Annotated in this window: 15 protein-coding genes and 2 tRNA genes; 6 read left to right on the top strand and 11 right to left on the bottom strand. The window is 61.9% G+C overall.

The features are described 5' to 3' along the window. The first annotated feature begins 200 nt into the window (after positions 1–200). Positions 201–377: a DUF3606 domain-containing protein gene (locus QUD34_RS12180; RefSeq protein ID WP_286353980.1), complete on the top strand. Its 177-nt coding sequence runs from the start codon at positions 201–203 to the stop codon at positions 375–377. Here QUD34_RS12180 and QUD34_RS12175 read toward each other — a convergent pair. The 4 genes from QUD34_RS12175 to QUD34_RS12160 all read right to left on the bottom strand — a co-directional run bounded on the left by QUD34_RS12175 (position 367) and on the right by QUD34_RS12160 (position 7,199). Continuing rightward, positions 367–774, bottom strand: a complete 408-nt coding sequence (locus QUD34_RS12175; RefSeq protein WP_286353979.1) for a hypothetical protein — start codon at positions 772–774, stop codon at positions 367–369. The two genes, QUD34_RS12180 and QUD34_RS12175, sit on opposite strands and share 11 nt — an antisense overlap. Continuing rightward, the gene (locus QUD34_RS12170; protein WP_286353978.1) at positions 771–1,067 is read right to left on the bottom strand and encodes a DUF4258 domain-containing protein; all 297 of its coding nucleotides are present in this window, start codon (positions 1,065–1,067) and stop codon (positions 771–773) included. Before QUD34_RS12170 ends, QUD34_RS12175 begins: the two co-directional genes overlap by 4 nt. A gap of 74 nt (positions 1,068–1,141) precedes the next feature. Then, complete coding sequence (locus tag QUD34_RS12165) at positions 1,142–4,246, bottom strand: UvrD-helicase domain-containing protein (RefSeq protein ID WP_286353977.1); 3,105 nt, start codon at positions 4,244–4,246, stop codon at positions 1,142–1,144. A gap of 1 nt (position 4,247) precedes the next feature. Next, complete coding sequence (locus QUD34_RS12160; protein WP_286353976.1) at positions 4,248–7,199, bottom strand: PD-(D/E)XK nuclease family protein; 2,952 nt, start codon at positions 7,197–7,199, stop codon at positions 4,248–4,250. 563 nt (positions 7,200–7,762) lie between these two features. Here QUD34_RS12160 and QUD34_RS12155 point away from each other — a divergent pair. The 5 genes from QUD34_RS12155 (at position 7,763) to QUD34_RS12135 (ending at position 14,323) form a co-directional block, all read left to right on the top strand. Then, the gene (locus QUD34_RS12155) at positions 7,763–9,058 is read left to right on the top strand and encodes a tyrosine-type recombinase/integrase (protein ID WP_286353975.1); all 1,296 of its coding nucleotides are present in this window, start codon (positions 7,763–7,765) and stop codon (positions 9,056–9,058) included. Between the two features lie 1,098 nt (positions 9,059–10,156). Next, positions 10,157–10,354 carry a helix-turn-helix domain-containing protein gene (locus QUD34_RS12150; protein ID WP_286353974.1) on the top strand — a complete coding sequence of 66 codons (198 nt, stop codon included), beginning with the start codon at positions 10,157–10,159 and terminating at the stop codon, positions 10,352–10,354. 110 nt (positions 10,355–10,464) lie between these two features. Beyond that, positions 10,465–11,640 carry an AAA family ATPase gene (locus tag QUD34_RS12145; protein ID WP_286353973.1) on the top strand — a complete coding sequence of 392 codons (1,176 nt, stop codon included), beginning with the start codon at positions 10,465–10,467 and terminating at the stop codon, positions 11,638–11,640. A gap of 480 nt (positions 11,641–12,120) precedes the next feature. Next, positions 12,121–12,453: a nucleotide pyrophosphohydrolase gene (locus QUD34_RS12140; protein ID WP_375380025.1), complete on the top strand. Its 333-nt coding sequence runs from the start codon at positions 12,121–12,123 to the stop codon at positions 12,451–12,453. Then, positions 12,440–14,323 (top strand): DUF2075 domain-containing protein, encoded by a 1,884-nt coding sequence (locus QUD34_RS12135; protein ID WP_286353971.1) that lies wholly within the window; start codon positions 12,440–12,442, stop codon positions 14,321–14,323. The genes QUD34_RS12140 and QUD34_RS12135 overlap by 14 nt, the downstream gene beginning before the upstream one ends. On the opposite strand, the gene QUD34_RS12130 is transcribed toward QUD34_RS12135, so the two are convergent. The 7 genes from QUD34_RS12130 to QUD34_RS12100 all read right to left on the bottom strand — a co-directional run bounded on the left by QUD34_RS12130 (position 14,313) and on the right by QUD34_RS12100 (position 20,119). Continuing rightward, positions 14,313–15,236: an HNH endonuclease gene (locus QUD34_RS12130; protein ID WP_286353970.1), complete on the bottom strand. Its 924-nt coding sequence runs from the start codon at positions 15,234–15,236 to the stop codon at positions 14,313–14,315. The genes QUD34_RS12135 and QUD34_RS12130 overlap by 11 nt on opposite strands. 293 nt (positions 15,237–15,529) lie before the next feature. Then, positions 15,530–16,081 (bottom strand): hypothetical protein, encoded by a 552-nt coding sequence (locus QUD34_RS12125; protein ID WP_286353969.1) that lies wholly within the window; start codon positions 16,079–16,081, stop codon positions 15,530–15,532. Between the two features lie 132 nt (positions 16,082–16,213). Then, on the bottom strand, positions 16,214–16,813 hold the full coding sequence (locus QUD34_RS12120) for a hypothetical protein (protein ID WP_286353968.1): 600 nt from the start codon (positions 16,811–16,813) through the stop codon (positions 16,214–16,216). A 157-nt stretch (positions 16,814–16,970) separates the two neighbouring features. Then, the gene (locus QUD34_RS12115; protein ID WP_286353967.1) at positions 16,971–17,588 is read right to left on the bottom strand and encodes a hypothetical protein; all 618 of its coding nucleotides are present in this window, start codon (positions 17,586–17,588) and stop codon (positions 16,971–16,973) included. Between the two features lie 959 nt (positions 17,589–18,547). Beyond that, a tRNA-Glu gene (locus tag QUD34_RS12110) sits at positions 18,548–18,622 on the bottom strand. Between the two features lie 13 nt (positions 18,623–18,635). Further along, a tRNA-Lys gene (locus QUD34_RS12105) sits at positions 18,636–18,710 on the bottom strand. 104 nt (positions 18,711–18,814) lie between these two features. After that, positions 18,815–20,119, bottom strand: a complete 1,305-nt coding sequence (locus QUD34_RS12100) for an adenylosuccinate synthase (protein WP_286353966.1) — start codon at positions 20,117–20,119, stop codon at positions 18,815–18,817. Positions 20,120–20,253: the final 134 nt, after the last annotated feature.

Below are 20,253 nucleotides of genomic sequence, written 5' to 3'. Positions count from 1 at the left end.
AGGCCCCGGGAACCCCACCGGGTGGCGCAAACGGCCCACCCTGGCGAACCCGGGCCGCCGGGCGCGTCCGTTCGGGCGCCGAAAACGACCGTTCGGGGAAAGGCCTCGGTCGATCCCGGGAGAGGGCCCTAGGATCCGCCATGCAGGGAACTCGGCCGGGATCCCCCGCCCCCGCCGGGTCCCCATCCCCAGGAGGTTCCGTGTCCGTCGATCTGGCGATCCGCCAGCCTGAGTTGCAGGAGCGGATCAATGTCCATCAGCCCTACGATCTGCGGAGCTGGGCGATCCGCTTCAGCGTGTCCACCGAGAAGATCCAGCAGGCGGTCCTGGTCGTGGGTCCCGTGGTCAAGGATGTGAAGCGCTACCTCAGGAAGTGAGCGGGCGCGGAAGGTGGGCCGGGTCCGTGGCCGGGGCACGGCGTTCTTCGCTGCTTGGCCACAAGAGGAACGGACCGCGGCCGCAGACCGAGGCCTCATCCGCCCAGGTGCCCCGGATGACCCGGCCGTTCCACTGGCCCTGATAGGCCAAGCCGGAGGGAACGGCCACCAGGGGCTGGGTGTAGCGCTTGGTAAGCGTGGCGGTGCCGTCGGGACGGACCTCGCCCTCCAGGGAGAAACGCCCGTCTTGATCCTGGCCCGCGCCCCGAACCCGGCCGCTTGCGATGGTGAGGCTGAGCGCCTCGTGACCTTCCCGGAGGCCGTGCCGCCACCAGCCCTGCCAGGTTCCGCTCCGGGGCTCCTGCGCCAACGGCTTCACCTCGAGGAGGAGGCTCATGCCGACCTCCGAAGCGGCTTGAAGTCGTGGTTCCGGTAGACCGTCAGCACATCGCCGTTGGCCGCGCAGACGACCTGGAGGCCCGCGAAGGGCCGGAGATCCAGCCCGCGCCGGGAGGCCCGCTCGACCTCCTTCCTGCCCAGGGCGTAGATCTGCGCCCCCCGCGCCCAGACCGCCCGGCCATAGGCCAAAACCGCCTCCACGGCTTCGCTGGGGATGCGGCGGCCATCCATCCTTCTCCGGGCATGGTGCGTCAGGGGCAGGGGAAGCAGAAGCGGATTCGACAGGCTCATGGATCACCTCCAGAACCCCAGGGTCGATCCACCCATTGGACATGGGGTGTCGAATCCTGATCCTGCCCGGAGGGCTAGGTCAGTATCCAGTCGCCGGATTTCAGCGCCACCAGCCAGGCGTCCACGATTCCGCCCTCCCGGGCTTCCAGCGCCTTCGCGTAGCGGGCCAGCTGATCCCGGTAGCCGGCCAGTTCCGCCTCGTCGAAGGCCTTCGAGTGCTTGAAGTCCAGGAGGTGGATACGGTCGTCCTCCCAGACCACCAGATCGGCTCGGCCGAGGGCGCCGCTGCTCGCCGCCCCCGCGAGGGGCAGTTCCGTCCGGCGGCGGAGGGGGCGCCAACCCTTGGCCTCGAACTGTTCCAGGAAGCGCAGGGCGTTCTCACGGGCGTGGGCCACGGGCGGAGCGTTGGTGAGGCAGGCCTGGAAGGCCTCCGGATCCTCCCAACGCACGAGGAGATCCCGGAGGTAGGCATGCATGGTTTCCCCTTCCTGGCGGGCCTTGCTGCGGGTATCGCCGGGAAGGTCGTCATGGGCATCGGCGGGCAGGCTGATGTCGGCCAGGGGCGTTCTCACGGGCGGTGAGTCAGGTGTGTGGGGGATCCGTGTCGGAAGGGGCACCGGCGTTGGCGCGTCAGTCAGTGATTTCCAGTCCGGGTGGGCGCTGGCCAGGACCTGCCCCCACTTCGCCCAGGTCTTGAACTCGCTGGGGGGCTTGGACTCTTTGGGATCCTTGGGCTCCTGGAGCAACACGCAGAGGCGCCCCTTGGCCCGGGTGAGCGCCACATAGAGCAGGTTGAGTTCATCGCGCTTCTGTTTGGACTCCACCAGGGGCTTGAGGTCGTCATAGGCGCGCCCGGTGAATTTCCCCAGCTTCCAGGCCAGCAGCAGCTCGCCGGTCTCGGGCTGGGTGCGCAGGTCCCCCTTCCGGAAGCTGCGCGGGTTCACATTCAGCAGGGGCAGGATGACATCGTCGTACTCCAGCCCCTTGCTCCCGTGAGCCGTCTGGATGAGCAGGTCGGCGTCTTCCACGGAGGCGGGCAGGTCGCCCCGCTCCAGGCCATTCCGCTCGTCATCCAACAGGGCGTAGGCCACGGAGGGGCTGGCGGGCAGGTCCTGCAACTTGGCGAGCAGTCCCGCCAGGTTGCGCCGGGCCCGCAGGGGCTCCAGCGCGCCATGCACCGTCAGGGCAGCCACGGCCTGGAGCAGGGCACCATGGCGCAGCAGGCGACCCGCGAGGGTCTGGGTGGAGGCCTGCCGCAGCTCGAGGAGAAATCGGGCGGCGTCCCGGTGGGCTTCCGGCAGCCGCTCCGGATCCAGTTGACCCAGGCCGGGCAGTCCGGGACGGCCTTCGCTGCGTTGGGCCAGGGCGGCCATGTCGGCATCGGTCAGACCCACCACCTGGCGCAGCAACGCCGCACAGGGGATGGGGCGCTCGGGGTGGGCCACGGCCTCCAGGGCCGCCAGGATGAGCCGCACGCCGGGGCTGTCCCAGAAACCCTCTTTGGCCACCACATAGGGCTGGATTCCTTTGGCCTTGAGGCGCTGGAGGAGGCCCGGCAGGCGGGTGCGCTGCTTGAGCAGAAGCGCCCGGGTGCGGCTGCCGGTCTTCGGTGGAGCGCCTAGGGACTCGGTCCAGCCGGACTCCCGGGAGAGGCCCGAGATCCAATCCGCCAGGGCCGGAAGGTCGCCCGAAGTCGAGGGCGCAGGCGTGCGGACCAATCCCACCGGAGGCCCCGATGGGGCGACGGGAACCTGGGCACCGTCGAGGTCGCCGACCGTGGGATCCAGCAGCGGCCAGACCTGGTCCACATAGGTGTTGGCCAGGGTCACGATCTCGGGTGTGGAGCGGAAGTTGGACGCGAGGCGGAAGGCGCCCTCCCCCGCGGCGTCCAGCCGATCCCGCAGCAAGTCGGGATCGCCGCCGCGGAAGCCGTAGATGGCCTGCTTCACATCGCCCACACGCACCATGCGCTCAGCGCCGAGGGCCTCCAGGAAGGCATCCTGCACCTTGGAGGTGTCCTGGTACTCGTCCACCAGAAGCAGTTTGGGTGCGGGAGTTTCCAGTCCGTGGGTCTTGAGGCTGTCCAAGGCCTTGCGAACCAGATCGCCGAAGGTGGCCAACCCTTGGGCCCGTTTCTCTGCCTCGAAGCGCTGCAGCGCGTTCACCAGCAGGCAGCGCAGCCAGGCTTCCAGCGCGGTGGCCACCGGCTTGAGGGTTGCCATCGCGTCACAGAAGGCGTCGGAGTAGTAGGCAGGGGGCGGGTTCGACACGCGCCCGCTCTGGGCCTGGGCCCAGCGGAGGTTTGCCTGCAGATCAGCGCCGTCACCCGGTACCGGGAGGAGGTTCTCCTTCTTGAAGTTGTGGAGGCCCTTGCCGCTGGGATGCTTGGCCAGCTCCGGATCTGCGGCGAAGGGTGCCAGGGCGGTCCGGGCCTCGGCCAGGGCACGGATCAGCGCGTCGCGGTGGTGGCTGGGGTCCTCACCCGTCAGGTGTCCAAGGGCATCGAGGTGGTTGTCGAAGCCCTGGGACAACGCCTCCCAGTTCTGCTCGGCCCAGGCCAACAGCAACCGGGCGGGCACCTCATCGGCATGGCCGGCGGGCAGGGTCAGCGACTCGCGCACCGTCAGCCGCAGCAGCCGCAGCAGGGAGGGATGGCGCACATCTAGGATGGAGTCGTTACTGCCCTCACCCTTGCTCAGCACGCGCATGGCCAGGCTGTGGATGGTGGACACCTGCAGCAGCTCCGCCTCCCGCCGCACGCGGCGCCAGAAGGCGCGGGCCCTCGCTGGGGACGCAATCCAGGGCGCACTCACCCAGTGGGCCGCGGCCTGGGCCACCTCCCCGGCAGACTTCTTCAGGTGCTGGATGCTGGGTAGCTCCCTGAGGATGACTTCGAGGTCCTTGGCCACGGGCGCGTCGAGGTGGGGCAGCAGCACCTGCCACGCGGCCGCATCCAGGGCGGACAGCAGGTCCAGGGGGCGCAGCAGCCGCTCGCGCAGATCCGCCGCAGAGGTCTCGCTGAAGGTGGTGGCCAGGATCTCCCAGGGGCGGATGTCCCCACGACCCAGCCGGGCGGTGACCAGCACCGTGAGGGTGAAGGTCTTGCCCGATCCCGCGCTGGCGCTCACCACCAGCGACTGGTCGAGGATGCGGGAATCGCTCAGGTCGAGGGTGCGCATGTCAGTCCCCCTCCCCATCAGTCTCAACGGTCACATCCACGGGGCGCCCACAGAGGGCCGCCAACTGGCACTGGCTGCAGTGCTCGCCAGGAGTCGGCGGGAAGTCCCCTGACTCCAGCCGCGCATCGAAGCGGGCGAGGTTCGTCAGCAGCTTCTCGCGCCAGGCTCCGCCGGGCCCGGCCTCGGCCAGGGTGACGAGATGTTTGGTGAAGGGCTTTGGCTCCTCGTCACGCAGGGGGAAGAGCACCGCCGTGGCCCGTTCGCTCGGGTAGACCTGCTCCGCGAGGAGCATGTAAAGCGGAGTCTGGAGGTGCGACGCGAAGGGTGCCTCGTCCTCGGCGTAGGCCTTGAGGTAGGTCTCCTTCGAGGTTTTGTAGTCCACCACCCGCAGGAAGGAGAGGCTGTCGCTGGTCCAGCGCTCGATTCGATCGACATTGCCGCTGACAAGGAGGGTGCGTCCCTCACCCAGATTCATGGCCACCGGACCCAGAGTGCCCTCAAGGGCCAGGAGGGTTCGGCGCCAGGTCTCCGGTGGGGGTGCTGCGGCTTTCTTGGCCTTCGGAGCAGGCAGGCGCGTTGGGTCGAGCAACACGAATTCACCCTTCTCGGGGGATTCGGCCTGGACATCCCGCAGCAGGGCCGCCGCCAGGTTCGGGAGCAGGGACTCCAGGCGCAGCACGGCCTGGGGCCACTGCCCCTGCGGGGTGTGGCGGTCCAGTTCCTTCAGCCACGGGTCCTGGCGGTCCTGCCAAAGGGATTGCAGGTGGGGGATGAGGTCATCGGCGCTGGCCTCGGGACCAAGCCCCAGTGCTGTCTGGAAGGCGGTCGGCCAATCCTCAACGCCCACGAAGGGCGCAAGGGCCTCCTCCATGATGTGGTGGACGAGGATGCCTACGGCCATGGACATCCGGGTGCGCGCATCGAAGGTCTGCAAACCCCACACCCGCTCGGCAAGGGAGCGGAAGGGGCACTTGGCGAGGCCCTCGAGCGCCGTGGGGCTGGCGCTGTCCTGCCCCTTGAGCCAAGCGGTCCTGAGGCCTGGAGCACGGTCGAAGACGGACGCCTCCGCCAGCAGCGCCTCGCTGGCCGGGTGGGCCTGGGCGGCGGTGGCCCGGGCCTGGTGGCGAGGGGACTGATCGTGGCCTTCCCAGCGCCAGCGCAGGCGGCTGTGCGGCGCAGAATCCGTACGCCACGGAGCCGCACCTTCCAGCGCCGTCCAGAAAGGTCCCTGGGATGTCATGCGGCCATCCTCATCCTGGGCGGGACTGAGCACCACCAGGCGCTCGCGGGTCATGGCCAGCACCTTGTTGAAGGCGTAGGCCTCCCGCTGAAAGGCACGGGGGATCTGGTCGCCATGCTCGCTGCGGGGCAGCCAGAACCGCTGCAGGGCAGGGGGGAAGATCGCTGACGGTTCCACCTGGCTCCAGGCGAGCAGCGCATGGTTGATGGCGGCCTTGCGGTCACCATCCAAGTCGGGGTTCTCGGCAGGGCGGCTGGGCCAGGCACCTTCGGAGAGGTCGAGAATCAGGGTGGCGCGGGCGCCGCTCCAGTCGTCGAGGATCGTGCTCGGGGTCACCAGGCGCAAGCCCTCGACGGCCCGGGGGATCTCGCTGCTGCGCGCCGCATCCAGGAAAGCCTCCAGCGCCAGGAGCATGTCGGCGAAGGTCCAGGTTTCGAGCCCCCAGGCTTCCTTGAGGAGGCCCAGTGGCGAATAGAAATCGTCGGGATCCATGGGCAGCCGCAGCGTGGTGGCCAGGGATTCCAGGCGCTCGGCCCATCGGTGGGCGGTCTGGGTGGTGCCCCGAAGCGCGGCCAGTTCCTGCCAGATGCCTTGGGCGTAGTCCTTCACGCGATCCCGCAGGTGCATGAAGCTGCCTTCGAACGCGAGTGTCCCACTCTGGTCGGCGAGGGCCAGCGCGTCCGCCCAGTGGCGCAGGTCGTCGCGCTTCGAGGCGCGGAGCCCGGCAGACACGGCACAGGGGTCTAGCCGCTGCACGCCCAGGAGCAGGGTCCAGATCGGGCTCCAGGCTTCGCTGGCGAGGAGGGGGACCAAACCACCGCGCACATGGAGCGCCACGCCCTCTTCTGCCAGCAAGGGCGCGAGGAAGGCGGCCACAGCTTGAGGCTCGGGGTGGATGAGGGTGATCTCAGCAGGGGGGATCCCCGCGTCCAGCCAGACACAGACCTGTTCGACGGCATGACGCAGCAGGTCGAGGGGACCCTCGACGAGCCCCCGCTGGAAGGTGTCGGCATGTTCCCGTAGGTCCAGGGGTCCCTCGAACAGGGATTCCAGGGCGGGCGACCAGGGGGCTGATCCCCAGCCCTTCGGTTCAGAAAGGTCGAGGTCATTGGGGAGGCTGTCGCCGTGGGCTTCGAGCCCATCGAGGAACCACGCCACCAGGGGCTGGGCGCTGCCGAAGAGGCCTGAGGCCTCGCCGCCCTTCTGGGCAGCAAGCCTGAACGTGGCACCACCCAGGCCCGGCACGCAGGCCAGGGCACGCAGACGCGAAGGCACCAGGTCGCGGAGCCCGGCCTCGATGGGCCCATCGGCTTCGGTCCGCTCGATCCAGAGCCCCCGCTTTCCAGAAAGCTCCAGGTCCACGGCGTGCCAGAGGGCCAGGTCCGGCTCCAGGTAGCCGCCCGTTTCGACCTCCTTGAGGTAGGCCTCCAAGTGGGCGAGCACGCTGGCCAAGCTGTGGGCGGCTTTGGGAAGGCCAAGGTCCAGCCCATGTGCCTGCAAGTGCCGCAGGGTAGCAGGCAGGAGCCCTTGTGCCAGCAGCTCCCGGCAGGCCTGGGCGCGTGCCTTCAGCGCCTCCAGGCCGGGACCCGCTGTGCGTCCCTGGGCCTTGGCCAGTCTTCTCGCCACCCGCAGATGCAGCATGAGGCTGACGGCACCCGACACAGGCGGTCGGGGGTCGTTCAGCAGCACGCCATCAAAGGGGTCGTAGCTCATGCAGGCATCTCAAGGACAGACTAAGTTCCAGACCATCCTGCCACACCGGTTTGGACAGAAAATGTCCGTGGACTTCTCCAGGCTTCCGGCTCCAGGTAGGGGTCTGCCGATGCGGTCAACTTCGGCAAGGCGACCAAGCCCTCGGCCAGGTCGGCCTGCGGCTGCCGTCAGCCATCCGACCTCAGCGGGCCCTCCTGCTGGACAGGCCACACGATCGCCGTCAAATGAGAAAACGCTCCCATTGGAGCGCTTTTTGGAGCGTTCAGTCCACCCGCAGGTGCGCAGAGCCTTATTTATACAAGTAGAGCCTAGATTTCTCTAGGCTCTTTTTTGGTAGGGCTAACGGGATTTGAACCCGTGTTACCGCCGTGAAAGAATCCATCATCGGACTTTGCTGACCGAAGACGGACTTCAGAAGACTAATAGAGTCAGTAAAATAGTCCATTGCTCGTCGGATGGGTCCGCCCTATTCTGGGGATGTCTGTGCCGGATGTATGCCGGATGAGAGGTGCCCCTTGGGACGCTCCAAACGCGATGGTCGACTCGAGTACCCGACCCCTCGGTTGAAGCTCCTGCCCCGGAAGGAACCCTACTGGACCGGCCTCGAGGAGGGGCAGTCCTTGGGCTACTACCGGCCCAAAAACCGGGCCGCTGGACGCTGGCTGGCGAAGTTTTTCGATGTCGAGACCAAGAAGCGGAGCATGACGACGCTTGGCACCGCGGACGACTACACCGAAGCGGACGGTCAGCAGGTGCTGAATTACGCCCAGGCCCAGGAGAAGGCCCGGGAATGGATCCAGGCGGCCAGGACGCTCATCACCGGAGAAGAGAGCCGGAAGGGGCCCTATACCGTGGCCTACGCCATGGAGGACTACCAGAAGGACTGCATCCGCCGCGGGGTGAAGAGTGGCGAGCAGATGGGCTCCGTGGTCCGTGCCCACATCCTGCCGACCCTCGGGAACCTCGAAGTCGCCCGGCTCACCCGGTCACGCCTCGAGCGATGGCACGAAGCCCTGGCGTCCCAGCCCGCCCGCGTCCGCACGAAGAAAACAGCCAGTGAACCGGCCGTGAAAGCAGCCCCAACCACGGAAGAGGGGAAGCGACAGCGTCGAGCCACGGCAAACCGGGTGCTCTCGGTGCTGAAAGCGGCACTCAACCTGGCCCTGCACCGAAAGCGAACGGCCTGTTCCGGCGAAGCCTGGCGGGAGTTGAAACCCTTCCGGGGGGCCACTCAGGCTCGCACTCGATTCCTGAGCATTGAGGAGCAAGGGGCCCTGGTGGGGGCCTGCGATCCGGAGTTCAAGTTGGTGGTTCAGGCCGCGCTCCTGACCGGGGCTCGCTACGGGGAGATCACCCGCATGGTGGTTCGGGACTATGACGAGACCTCTGGCACCGTGCACATCCCCGTGGCCAAGGGTGGGAAGCCACGCCATGTGTTCCTGACCGAGGAGGGCAAGGAATTCTTCCGAAAGATGACTGGAGGGCGGAAGGCCGATGAGGTCCTATTCCAACGAACCAGCTATCCCACCCGGAACGGGGCTCGAAAGGACATTCCCATCCTCCGCCACTGGAAGGCCAGTGAGCAGTTCCGGGAAATGAGTGAGGCCTGCAAGCGAGCCAGCATCGAGCCTTTGAACTTCCATCAACTCCGTCACTCCTATGCCTCGACCTTGGTCAATGCGGGCATTCCCTTGGCCTACATCGCCCAGCAGCTGGGCCATACGGGAACCCGGATGGTGGAGAAGCACTACGGCCACCTCGCGCCCAACGCGGTGGCGGAGTCGATTCGAAAGCTGGCCCCGTCCCTTGGTCTCTACCTCCCGGCAGAGAATGTGGTTCCGTTCAAGGCGGCGACCTAAGAACCAGCTTGTCCCTGCTTGGACATGGGTAACCTTTCCTGGACCAGCTAGGGGGGACTCGTGGCGTTCGATATTCGCGAACCCGGTTACTCGTCGGAATTACTCGAGGGTAGGGTGAAGGACCCCAAGTTCCGAGCGAAGATTCGTGCTGCCGAAGTTCTGCTTTGTGGTGAGAGCGGCGACGCCTCCCAAGCGAGGACTCAGATCTATAACTTGGCTCTGAGTTACCAACAGGCGCTAGCAGTAGATGCAGAAGGGGGTACCTGGAAACAGTCGGCCGACCAACTCGACGCGCTAGCCGCTAATGCGAGCCAAATGGCTGGCCAATTCAAATACTTGAAAGAGGGGGCTCGGCGCTTACTCCTGATGGAGGCCTGCCCAGAACAAGAGGACTTGCGGGGCATGGCCGACATTAATGGGTTGGAACCTGAATTCCAGTTTGGCCAATTCCTAGGGGCGCCGCTGGATGGCAATGTCAGATGGGAGGATGAAGGGCCTGGCATTCCGACTCTGGATCCATCTGGGATCCCTTCTTTAGATCCGAGACCTCGGGCTGTTCGTGAGAGCAGACCCCGGTGGATCAGTCGTATGGAAGCTCTTGCCGCCGTCTGTCGGGACGGCGCGAAGATCGCACAGGAGCGGGCCGCAAAGCGGGGGAAGAGAACCGCCCTCGGAGATACCTATGGCTCTCCCGAACTCCAATTACTTCGGGAATGCGCCGACCAGCTCGTGAAGCTTGGGCGGGACGATACCAAGGCTTTTGCCCTTGCGAAAGTCGTCCGTCAGCTGGTGACGAGGGTCGCCCCCTCTCAGGATTGGGCCACGGAAGCGAAGCGGCAGTTCACTCCCTGGTGGACAAGAGTCCGGGAATGGTCAGGCCGGGAGATGGAAGCTCCGGAGGACATTCAATGTCTCCTCAAGTGCGGGCCCCAAGCGCTGCCCAAGCGAAGGTCGAAATCTCGGAAGAGCGTGTAGGCCCTGAATGGGTTGGGCGAATTACGGTGGATTTGGGCGATATTACCCAAGCTCGCATCGAGGGGAATGGACCGATGCTCCAGGTAGCACCGTGGTGGTGCACATCAACCAGGAGATACCGGTATGAATGCAAAGTCCCACGCCATCACCCCAGTGGAGCGCCTGGCAGTCCGAGTTGAAGAAGCCGCAGAGATCCTCGGCATCGGCCGTTCCATGTTGTTCATCCTCCTGAAGGAGGGCCGTCTCAAGTCCGTGAAAATCGGGAAGCGGCGGCTGATCCCCATGCTTGAACTCGAGGCCTTTCTCCTTCGGCAGGGCTGAGGCGGTACGGACGAAATCCATAGCTAGGCTTGGTCTGACCTGAAGCCTGGCTTCCCTTCCGACATTGATTCCTCCCCTCCAGAGGGGACGGGCATCGCCATGGGTGAAACATGTCTAGGAACTATCTTCGTAACCAGAACACACACGACTCCACCGACCTCAGTCAGAAACCTCGAGCGCTTCGACTCCTTTCCTTGAGGGAGGTTTTCGATGAGTCACTCGAACCGCCCAAATGGGTCCTGGAAGGCTGGATTCCTTGGGGGAAGGTGGGCCTCCTGGGGGCTGTTTCCGACCAAGGGAAAACCTGGCTGGCCATGGGCCTTGGCGTTGCCTTGGCCACGGGGCAGCCCTTCCTCGGCATCTCGACGAAGCCCTATGGGTGTGGGGTGCTCTACATCACATTCGAGGATGATGAGCCCCAAGATATCCAGCGCCGGATTCAGGCCCTGAAAGCAACCTATGGAGAGCACTGGACAGAGCGAGAGGAGGTGGATCTTCGAAGAAACCTTCAATTCCTCACACCAACCTGGAATCCCGGCTCGTCCACCGCGTTATGGGACTTGCAGGCAGAAGTAAGGGATGCCGTTGAGGCAATGCAGGCACAGGGGATCACACCAGCATTGGTCGTGGTGGACACCCTCTCGCATGTCAATGGCGAAGGCGAGTCCAATGTGGTCGAAGCCCAGCGAGTCTGGCAGGCGGCCATGGGAATCGCCAAACACCACAATGTGACTGTGCTGTTGGTCCACCATCTTCGTAAAGCAGGGACAAACGGGAGCGAGGAGGTCCGGTTGGAGGATCGATTGCACCCGGCCTTGCTGAGAGGGTCTAACGCGGCAGAGGGCGCTGCGCGGTTTATTTGGCAGATGGCGTGGGTGCGAACAGACGAAGCTGAACGGATCGGGATGGACCCGGAACTGGCGAGACAACGGGGGATCACCGTGATGGGCATGAGCAAGCTCAAGGCAAGAAAGCCCTCGCGAATGCTATTGGTCCGTTCCATCGAAAGCCAGACATCAGGGACTTGGTCCATCCCCCCTGAAGCGGAACGGCTGCTCGAGGACCTCCTCCGAGTCTCTTCCTCTCCCTTGAAGCCGTCCATGGAGGTCCAAGTGCTGGAGGCATTGATGGCAGGGCAATCCCGAAAAGATATCGAGGCCACCCTATTTGACGGAAACAACAAACGGACCTCCGATGCCCTTGGAAGGTGCAGGCGAAAGGGCTGGATCGGAGAGGATGGAAAGCCAACACCCAAGGGTGAACGAGTGGCCAAGGGTAGAGCGTGACTTGGTCAGGTGTTTTCGTGCGTGCGCGTGCCCCTAGGGAGGCGCGCACGCACGAAGGCAACGATGTGGTCAACCGGGTAGTGCCCGCACCCAACCCTCGAGTTGTTGTCGCACACCACTTCCGCACGCATTGAAGAGGAGAAAATGGTGGCAATTGAGTGTCGAGCAACCGTCGGGTGACCGTGGCGTGGATGTCGCGTGAGCGTGGCGTGGGCGTGGCGTGGGCGTGGTGCAAGACGGACCCCAGGCGTGGTGCAAGACGGACCTCAGGCGGGATGCAAGACGGACCTCAGGCGGGATGCAACCGGACACCATTCGGAGGCATGAACGATGGATCTCATGACCGCCTCCCCCATGGACCGCGTCCAACTGGCGCTCCAGGTGTGAGTGGCCGACTAGGGATGGGCCATGGTGAGCCCCCCCGCAATAAACAGCTGCCATGATGATCTGAGAAATCTGGAGGAATACTCAGGGGGGCCGGTGGACAAGGAATTGATTCAGAAGATCGTCCAATTTCGAAATGACCGGGATTGGGCGAAGTTTCACAACCCGAAGGATCTTGCGATCTCACTTTCGATCGAGGCTGGCGAACTGCTGGAGTGCTTCCAGTGGTCCTCCTCCGAAGAGTCCCTTGAGCTCCGTAGGGAGAAGATCGCTGAGGAGCTCGCCGATGTTCTGATCTATGGGTGCCTGCTCGCCGAGGCATCTGGATTGGACATCGAAGAGATCATTCAAGCCAAGCTCGACCTGAATGCCGCGAAATATCCCGTTGAGAAGGCTTTCGGCCGGAAAGATAAATATGATCGTCTTTAAGAGTGTCGTGGGTGAGTTTCTTGAAGCCGTGGCATCGAGTTCGCTCACGGAGCAAATCGAGACGCGGTACCGGGACATTCTTCATCGAGGGCCTTCTCCGAGCGAGCGGCAGGCCTGGCAAAACTCGATGCATTTCGTCTTTCATCGTCTGCAGGCATCGAAGGTTCCTCACAGCTGCGGCGTGCTGATCGAGTATGTGATCCCCACGACCTTGAAGCGGATGGACTTCGTCCTTTCTGGGTACAACAGCGCTCAGGAAAAGCAGGTTCTGATCGTCGAGCTGAAGCAGTGGTCAGAAGCCAAACTTTCGGACACTCCTGATCTCGTATGGACGAAACTTGGCGGGAAGGAGATCGAGACCCCCCATCCTTGCTACCAGGCCTATTCCTATTTGCGCTTCCTTCAGGATCTGCATGAAGGATTCGCCAAAAAGGAAATCCACGGACGATCATGCGCCTACCTGCACAATTATGTACCTGCAGCTATTGGCGAACCGTTGTTTGACGACCGATATCAGACGCTCCAAGAAGAGACGCCTCTTTTCCTTAAGAAGGATAATGACAAGCTCGAGCAATTCTTGGCTTCCCACCTTCATGAAGGCGATGGCGCCTCGATTCTGGATCAAGTTGAAGCCGGTCCCTTCCGTCCTAGCAAACGATTAATCGACGAGGTGGGCAATCTGTACGAGGGGAATTCATCCTTCGTCATGCTCGATGAACAGAAGGTGGCGTACGAAAACATCCTTTCCACCGTCCTCAAGAAGGGGGCCAAGAAGCGGACCATCATCGTCAAGGGTGGACCTGGCACGGGGAAGTCGGTCATTTCGATGAATGCCTTTGGGCACCTCATCCGGTCAGAGCTCAATGTGCGATTTGTCGCTCCGAATGCAGCCTTCCGGAATGTCACCAAGAATGCCCTGGTGAGGAGCGGCAAGCGAGGAACCAGGGCCACCCTGGACAATCTCTTTTCCGGGGCCGCGTCCTTCTATCAGTGCAACGAGAACACCTTTGACGCCCTGATTGTGGACGAGGCCCATCGGCTGAAAGGGAAGGGGACCTACCAATATTTTGGAGAGAGCCAAGTCGAGGATGTTTTGAAAGCCTCTCGGGTCAATGTGTTCTTTGTGGACGATGACCAACGCATTAGGAAGGACGACATTGGGACGGTTGAGAGCATCCGAGCCGCGGCTGAGAAATTTAAGTCCGAGGTCTTCGAGTTCGAGTTGACCTCCCAATTCCGATGCTCTGGAGCCGATGGATACCTCCAGTGGCTGAATGATGCGCTTGGCATCAAGGACACCGGAAACTTCGACGGGTGGGATCCCTCTGCCTTTCAGTTCCAGATCTGCTCAACCCCAGGGGAAGTGCTCGACCAGGTCCGGGCAAAGAGCCAAGGCGGATTCAGAGCTCGCATGCTCGCCGGCTACGCCTGGAACTGGAGCACGGAGGGAAATGCCAATGGTCAAATCGAGGATGTCACGATCCCCGAGCACTCCTTCTCCATGCCATGGAATGGCCGCGCCATCTCGGAGACCTGGGCGGTGCACCCCGAGGGGGAGGGCCAGGTCGGCTGCGTTCATACCAGCCAAGGTCTGGAGTTCGACTATGTGGGCGTGCTGGTCGGCAAGGACCTTCAATTTGACCCGGACCGCGGCGGTCTTTGGGGAAGCTGGAGCGATTACAAGGACACCAGTGGGAAGAAGGGGCTGAAGAATGACCCTGCTACGCTCACCCGATTCATCAGCAATATCTACAAAGTCTTGTTGTCCCGCGGCATGAAGGGATGCTTCGTGTTCTTCCAGGACCCGAAACTCGAGGCCTACTTTAGGCAACGCCTCAGCAAGACACCGAATGGACTGGTTATGAGCTAACTGGTGGGTTCTGGAGCTGGTCCTTTAGCTGTTCGATTGTGAGGGCCTGCTTCTTCCGGTGGACCATCCTATGGCAGTTTGCGCAAAGGACGGCAACCTGGGAAAGGGCGGTCCTGACCTCCTCCGTCCATTCTGCCTCTGCTCGTTCGGATAGCGGATCCTTGTGATGGACTTCGATGTAACCCGCCCCATGAGCGCCGTAGCGTGCACCGAAATCAAATCCGCAGGCCTGGCAGGATGTGCCGTAGACCTGGATGGCGTCTTTGCGTAGGGATGGGTTCCGCGCGAAGAAATACCGCTCGGACGAAAGACGGCGGGCCTCTGCGTACTCACGGTGTTCGGGCCCTGGTTCAGCCTTGGCCGCAGTGGTCGCCACTTCAATGCTCATGGCCTTGGCGAGAATCTGATAGAGATTCTCGGTGCACCGGCCGAGGTAGATCCCTTGAACCGTATGGAGGCCAGCCCCATATCGGTTAAAGGGGTAGAACCGGGGGCCGTTCTCAATCAGTTCCTTCCGGATGTCCTCGCCGTATTCCTCGATGAGCGTCTTCATGGGAAGCGGATTGGGAAAGGGCGTGTATCCCTTGAGGTCGATCCGGAAGTAGGAACCGCGATTGGCCCACTTGTCGGCCTTGGTCGGCTCTGTCTGGACTGTTTGGCAGGGCTTCGCGACATATGAGAAGCCAGCTACTCGGGTCTCCTCGGTCCCGTCTGGCCATTTGGTCAGCAGAAAGTGGAGAACGAGATCCCCCTTCTCGGGTGCGGACATGAGGGCATAGCTATTGGCCCCGCGGTTATTGACTGTAGGGCTCCAGAGGCAGGTTCCGAACTCCCAGCCTGGGCCTCCATGCTCGTGCTCGGTCTTGGTGAATTCGATAAAGACACCTGACACCGAGTGGAAAGCAGGAAGCATGCGAGACTCCTGTTGTAGAGAGTGGCGGTATCGGCTACGGAAAGGCTTTCAAGATGGACCCAAATACTTCAGTCGGCTCTTAAATTTTGGAGAAGATCACTTAACTGTCTTCTGACGGCATCAAATTGGGTCAGGTGCACCGAAGCCTGACTCTTAGTTAAGGCACCTAACGAATGAAGCTAAGCGGCCACGCCCGCACCGAGGCGCTGAGCAGAGCTGAGAAAGCAGGACGATGAGAGAGAGCGTGAGGCAATACAGGCGGGGTCCGAGTTAAGCGAGAGGTTAGGCTGCCGCTAGTCATGGCAGTCTTGTTGAAGAAAATTATCAAGTTCTTCCGAAAGTGAATCTAGTTTGGCGGAAAGCTCGGGGAAATCGGGGTGAGAGGCAATATAAGAGCCATCTTTCGTTATAAGAATGTCGTCGATTTCTTGGTAGATTTTGGAAATTTTATTAGTGCTTTCCATTTCTTCTGGCTTTAACGGTATGGCATTGACAAGTGTTGATAGTTTATTTTTCATCCAGCGCCGTTTGATGGCATGACTCTCTCTGCTCATCATTCTGCCTTCAGCAACACTCAGATACGCCAAAATATGAGCTAGTGGCAAAACAATGGATTTCAACTGTTCTTGGCGAACCAATAGTTCTTTCTTTGTTTCTTTGATCTCATCAAGATCCAACTTCAGATTTTTAAAATCAATACCTCTTATACGGTCGAACCCGTGGAGAGCGAGCCCGAGTAGTACGGAAATGGAAATCAGTACGCAGTAGGATGCCTCGCCAATCTTTCCGAGATAGAGAGAGATCGTAAAGACAGTAAGCAAGATGAACGAGAGGATGAGCGCCATGGATGTTCCTTGAAGCCTAACGAAGGAAGCTAACCGGCTCGGCCTGCAGATGGGTGCTGATCGAAGCTATTGTAGGCGGGACACGAGACATGAAATCAGCCGATGCAGGTGGGGCCCTAGTTGAGCGGAGGGTTAGGCACTGGTTGCGGGGGGCGGTTCAAGTGACATTGCCAGTGCAACCGACTCTTGGCACAGTTGCCTCGATGTTTGGCCAATGACCTTCCAAAAGGCAACCGTCTCTTGGCCACCGTATTTCAAATCGTGATGATCAAAGGTCTGACCCGCGGTCGATTCCGGGTATTTCAAAGCCTGGTACCAATCGTCAACAGAGACTTGGTTGGTGACAAAGAATTGTCCAAGGGGTGACTCGGGATCGAGTTGCACTGTGAATTGACGGACAAGATTACCAACACTCGTGCCTGGGTACCTGTCTTCGAATTGGACTAACAAGTCAGTCAGTCGGTGGTGACGAGGCGCCTCACCATTCCGGGATAAAAAACCCTTTAGGGTTACTTCGATTCCATGAAAAAAATTGAATAAGACGGCAATACCCACCGTGTGATCGGACCACTTTGTCTTTTCAAAGTACCCTGCCCAGGAGAAAGGTCGACCCTCAATTTGGGGTTCGATGACAACGCGAGCGTTTTCATTTTTGATTAGTTCTTCGCAGGCAGACCCAACAAGATGAAGGTAGTGAGTTCCAATGGTCCAGTATCCAAGTTCATTGGGCATTGGGACCTCCAAAATAATGCCTAACGAATGAAGCTAACCGGACCCGCCTGCACCGAGGCGATGAGCGGAGCCGAGGAAGCGAGAAGCTGAGAGAGAGCGGCAGGCAATGCAGGCGGGGTCCGAGTTGAGCGAGGGGTTAGGCCAAATGGGACGAGTACTAATGGCTGAGTTCGCAACATTGGGCGGGAGTGGTTGGGCTGGGTTGAGGCGCAAAGAGAACAGGCCTATAAATGTATAAAAGTACAAATGCTGAAATGGCCAAAACCAAAGCCCCCCATTTTGTAATGAAAAAGGACCACTCACCACGCTTTACTCTGCGCCATTCTGCTTTCAGTATGAGCTGAGATTCATCTGTAATATCACTCGACAATTGGTTAATTTTATCAGTGGTCATGCTTGTACTGTTGGTATCTGCGGCTAAATGGGTTGCTTCATCTAATAAATCGATTAATTTTTTATGTTCCTTCGGGTTGAGCCTAAGAGTAATGCATGTATCAAGATTATTTAATTTAATCCAGTTGTCTTGCTGGCTATCGACATAGGCTTTGCCTTTTTCTTTGGATTCCTTGAAGGCCATTATTTCGTACGAAGTCAGAGTTACAAACAATGCTACATACTCTGCCAAGTCTTTCCTTAACGAATCAATCCAATTTTGGCGATATTCCGATGTCTTCTGATCTTTAGCGACCATCATGCTAATGAATGAAACACCTCCGGCCACCAACGCTGCTGCAATTGTGGCAATTGCTGGGAGGGCAGTAGGTGATATCTGCATTGGTTCTCCTCGAAGGGAATTTGGCCTAACTTTGAATTGGACGAACCAAACAGCGGGGGCTTCAGTTTGCCTAATCGGGCTGGAGAGGAGTCGTAAGGGGCCAAACAAAATTCGCCCTCGGAGTAATAGGCGAACTGGTTCAAGCCTAGGCGGGAAGGTAGGACGAGGATACCTCCACTTCACACCACAGATGCAGGGAGGCAAATTAGCTGTTATCAGTTTGTGGTCTGCCGGATTAGGCCTACTGCCCCCTGTGAAGTGCTCCCACCTGATCTTGCAATCCTGTAGGGCTCGGATTGTGAGACTCCCCGGAGGGCAGGGCTTGAGCAAATCCCTGCAACCAGGTTCTGTCCTCCTCCTCCCAATGCCCATCTAGTCGAGGAGCTCGAACGGGAGGGACTGCTTCGCGGTAAGCCACGCGGGCTGGGTTATCCGCGGCCTGCCGGCCGTGGTGCACGGAAGGTGATGTGGTCAGGGCTTGAGTCCAGGCCCACAAGCCACTGCTGACGCTGGGCCTAGACGACGAGGAGGCCCTAGATCGGGGCGCGAAGCGGACGGGCCTACGCTTCTGCATCGCACGCCGGTTTGCAGTCCGGGCGACCTCCCCCAGAACCAGCACCTGGGTTAGCGCACCCGGCCAGGGCGGGTGTGGGTGGACCACATGCAAGGTCTTAATGCAGAACCATCCCCGGGACCTGGAGGGCGGAGGCTTGAGCCTCCGAGACCGTCGGCTGATCCGCTATTCCCCTCCGACCCGTCAAGTGCTGCTTCCGCTCTTTCGGGTTGTCTTGGAAGGGGCGGACAGGTTCCCCCGGGTTCTCGGGTCAGGCGAAGACCACCAGGTCGAGGATCGAAATGCCGGGGATTCCTGTGCCGGATCTGTGCCGGATGAGGGGATTTTATAGAGGGTAAAGGTCGATAAAAAACAAGAACACCCTAGATTTCTCTAGGGTGTTTGTTGGTAGGGCTAACGGGATTTGAACCCGTGTTACCGCCGTGAAAGGGCGGTGTCCTGACCCCTAGACGATAGCCCCCTGGGGTGGAACTTGGTGGGCCCTGCGGGATTTGAACCCGCGGCCAACGGCTTAAAAGGCCGCTGCTCTACCGCTGAGCTAAGGGCCCTTGCCGGTGGTTTCAGGTCCGCGAACCCTCGAGCGCGCGGTGCACGCAAGCGTGCGGTGCCTGAATGGGCAGGACGACCAGTGTGCCTGCGAAGGGCGCCGGGGTCAAGCCAGCAGCGGTTCGAGGAAGGTTCCGGGGTAGATGCATCCCTCGGCGCGGTCGGGGCCGGTGCTGAGGTAGGCGATGGGCACTTCGACGCTCTCGACCAGGGCTTCGAGGTAGGCGTGGGCCTCGGCGGGAAGCTTTCCGTGGCTGGTGATGCCCCGGGTGCTGGCCCAGCCTTTGAAATACTTCACCTCGGGCTTCAGGCCCTTCCAGTCGGCGGCGCAGCTGGGGAGCTTGGTGGTGACGGTCCCCTCGCCGGTGCGGTAGCCCACGATGAGGCCCACTTCGTCCAGGCCGTCCAGGACATCGAGCTTCATGATGGCCAGGCCATCCACGCCGTTGGTGCGGCAGGCATGGGCGGTGATGGGCGCGTCGAACCAGCCGCAGCGGCGGGGCCGGCCGGTGGTGGTGCCGAACTCGCGGCCCGCCTGGCGGAGGTGCTCGCCGGTGGCATCGTGCATCTCGGCGGGGAACGGGCCGGAGCCGACGCGGGTGGTGTAGGCCTTGGCGATGCCGAGGATCTTGTCGAGGGCCTTGGGGGGCAGGCCGGTGCCGGTGAAGAGGCCGCCCAGGCTGCAGTTGCTGGAGGTGACGAAGGGGTAGGTGCCGTGGTCGATGTCGAGCAAGGTCGCCTGGGCGCCCTCGAAGAGGATGCGGTCGCCCCGCTCCCAGGCCGCGACCAGGTGGTTCTGGGTATCGCCGATGAAGGGCAGGAAGGGCTCGGCGATCCGCAGCAGGGACTCGACGACGCGCTCCAGGGAGGGCAGCTCGGCGCCAGCGCCGAGGCGCAGGCGGACTTCCTCGTAGCCGGGCCGGATGCGGTCGGCCAGGGTCTCGGGGTGGTGCAGGTCGCCCAGCCGCACGCCCATGCGGCCGGCCTTCGCCTCGTAGGCGGGCCCGATGCCCCGACCGGTGGTGCCGATCTTGTTGGCGCCGCCTTCGCGCCAGAGGTCGAGGGCGATGTGGTGGGGCAGGATGATGTGGGCCTTGTCGGAGAGCATCAGGCGGCCGGTCAGGTCGAAGCCGCGGGCCTGGAGGCGGTCCAGCTCCTGCTGGAAGACCTCGAGGTTGAGCACCACGCCATTGCCCACCACCAGGAAGCAGCCGGGATGGAGGGCGCCGCTGGGCACCTGGTGCAGGGCGATGCTCTGGCCATCGACCACGACGGTGTGGCCGGCGTTGTTCCCGCCCTGGAAGCGCACGACCTGGCGGAACTTGGGGCTGAGGAGATCGACGACCTTGCCTTTGCCCTCATCGCCCCACTGCAGGCCCAGGATCGCCAGATTGGTCCTAACCAGGCTCATGTCGCCCTCCCCGACCCTCCAGTCTAGCGGTCCGGCCCGGTTCTGTCCCGAACGGAGGCGCGGTACGGCCCCAGGCGGATCGGGACAAGGGGGGTGGAAGGCGCTACCCTGGTAGGCCGCCCCGGAACCATCCC

This window comes from Geothrix oryzae (assembly GCF_030295385.1).
Taxonomy (GTDB): Bacteria; Acidobacteriota; Holophagae; order Holophagales; family Holophagaceae; genus Geothrix; species Geothrix oryzae.
The sequence above is the reverse complement of the archived record's forward strand: the minus strand, read 5'-3'. Positions and strand labels throughout refer to the sequence as shown.

Coding starts and splice junctions, on each gene's coding strand:
- QUD34_RS12175 (WP_286353979.1), bottom strand. CDS start 774: ATGAGCCTCCTCCTCGAGGTGAAGCCGTTGGCGCAGGAGCCCCGGAGC.
- QUD34_RS12170 (WP_286353978.1), bottom strand. CDS start 1,067: ATGAGCCTGTCGAATCCGCTTCTGCTTCCCCTGCCCCTGACGCACCAT.
- QUD34_RS12165 (WP_286353977.1), bottom strand. CDS start 4,246: ATGCGCACCCTCGACCTGAGCGATTCCCGCATCCTCGACCAGTCGCTG.
- QUD34_RS12160 (WP_286353976.1), bottom strand. CDS start 7,199: ATGAGCTACGACCCCTTTGATGGCGTGCTGCTGAACGACCCCCGACCG.
- QUD34_RS12150 (WP_286353974.1), top strand. CDS start 10,157: ATGAATGCAAAGTCCCACGCCATCACCCCAGTGGAGCGCCTGGCAGTC.
- QUD34_RS12145 (WP_286353973.1), top strand. CDS start 10,465: ATGTCTAGGAACTATCTTCGTAACCAGAACACACACGACTCCACCGAC.
- QUD34_RS12135 (WP_286353971.1), top strand. CDS start 12,440: ATGATCGTCTTTAAGAGTGTCGTGGGTGAGTTTCTTGAAGCCGTGGCA.
- QUD34_RS12130 (WP_286353970.1), bottom strand. CDS start 15,236: ATGCTTCCTGCTTTCCACTCGGTGTCAGGTGTCTTTATCGAATTCACC.
- QUD34_RS12125 (WP_286353969.1), bottom strand. CDS start 16,081: ATGGCGCTCATCCTCTCGTTCATCTTGCTTACTGTCTTTACGATCTCT.
- QUD34_RS12120 (WP_286353968.1), bottom strand. CDS start 16,813: ATGCCCAATGAACTTGGATACTGGACCATTGGAACTCACTACCTTCAT.
- QUD34_RS12115 (WP_286353967.1), bottom strand. CDS start 17,588: ATGCAGATATCACCTACTGCCCTCCCAGCAATTGCCACAATTGCAGCA.
- QUD34_RS12100 (WP_286353966.1), bottom strand. CDS start 20,119: ATGAGCCTGGTTAGGACCAATCTGGCGATCCTGGGCCTGCAGTGGGGC.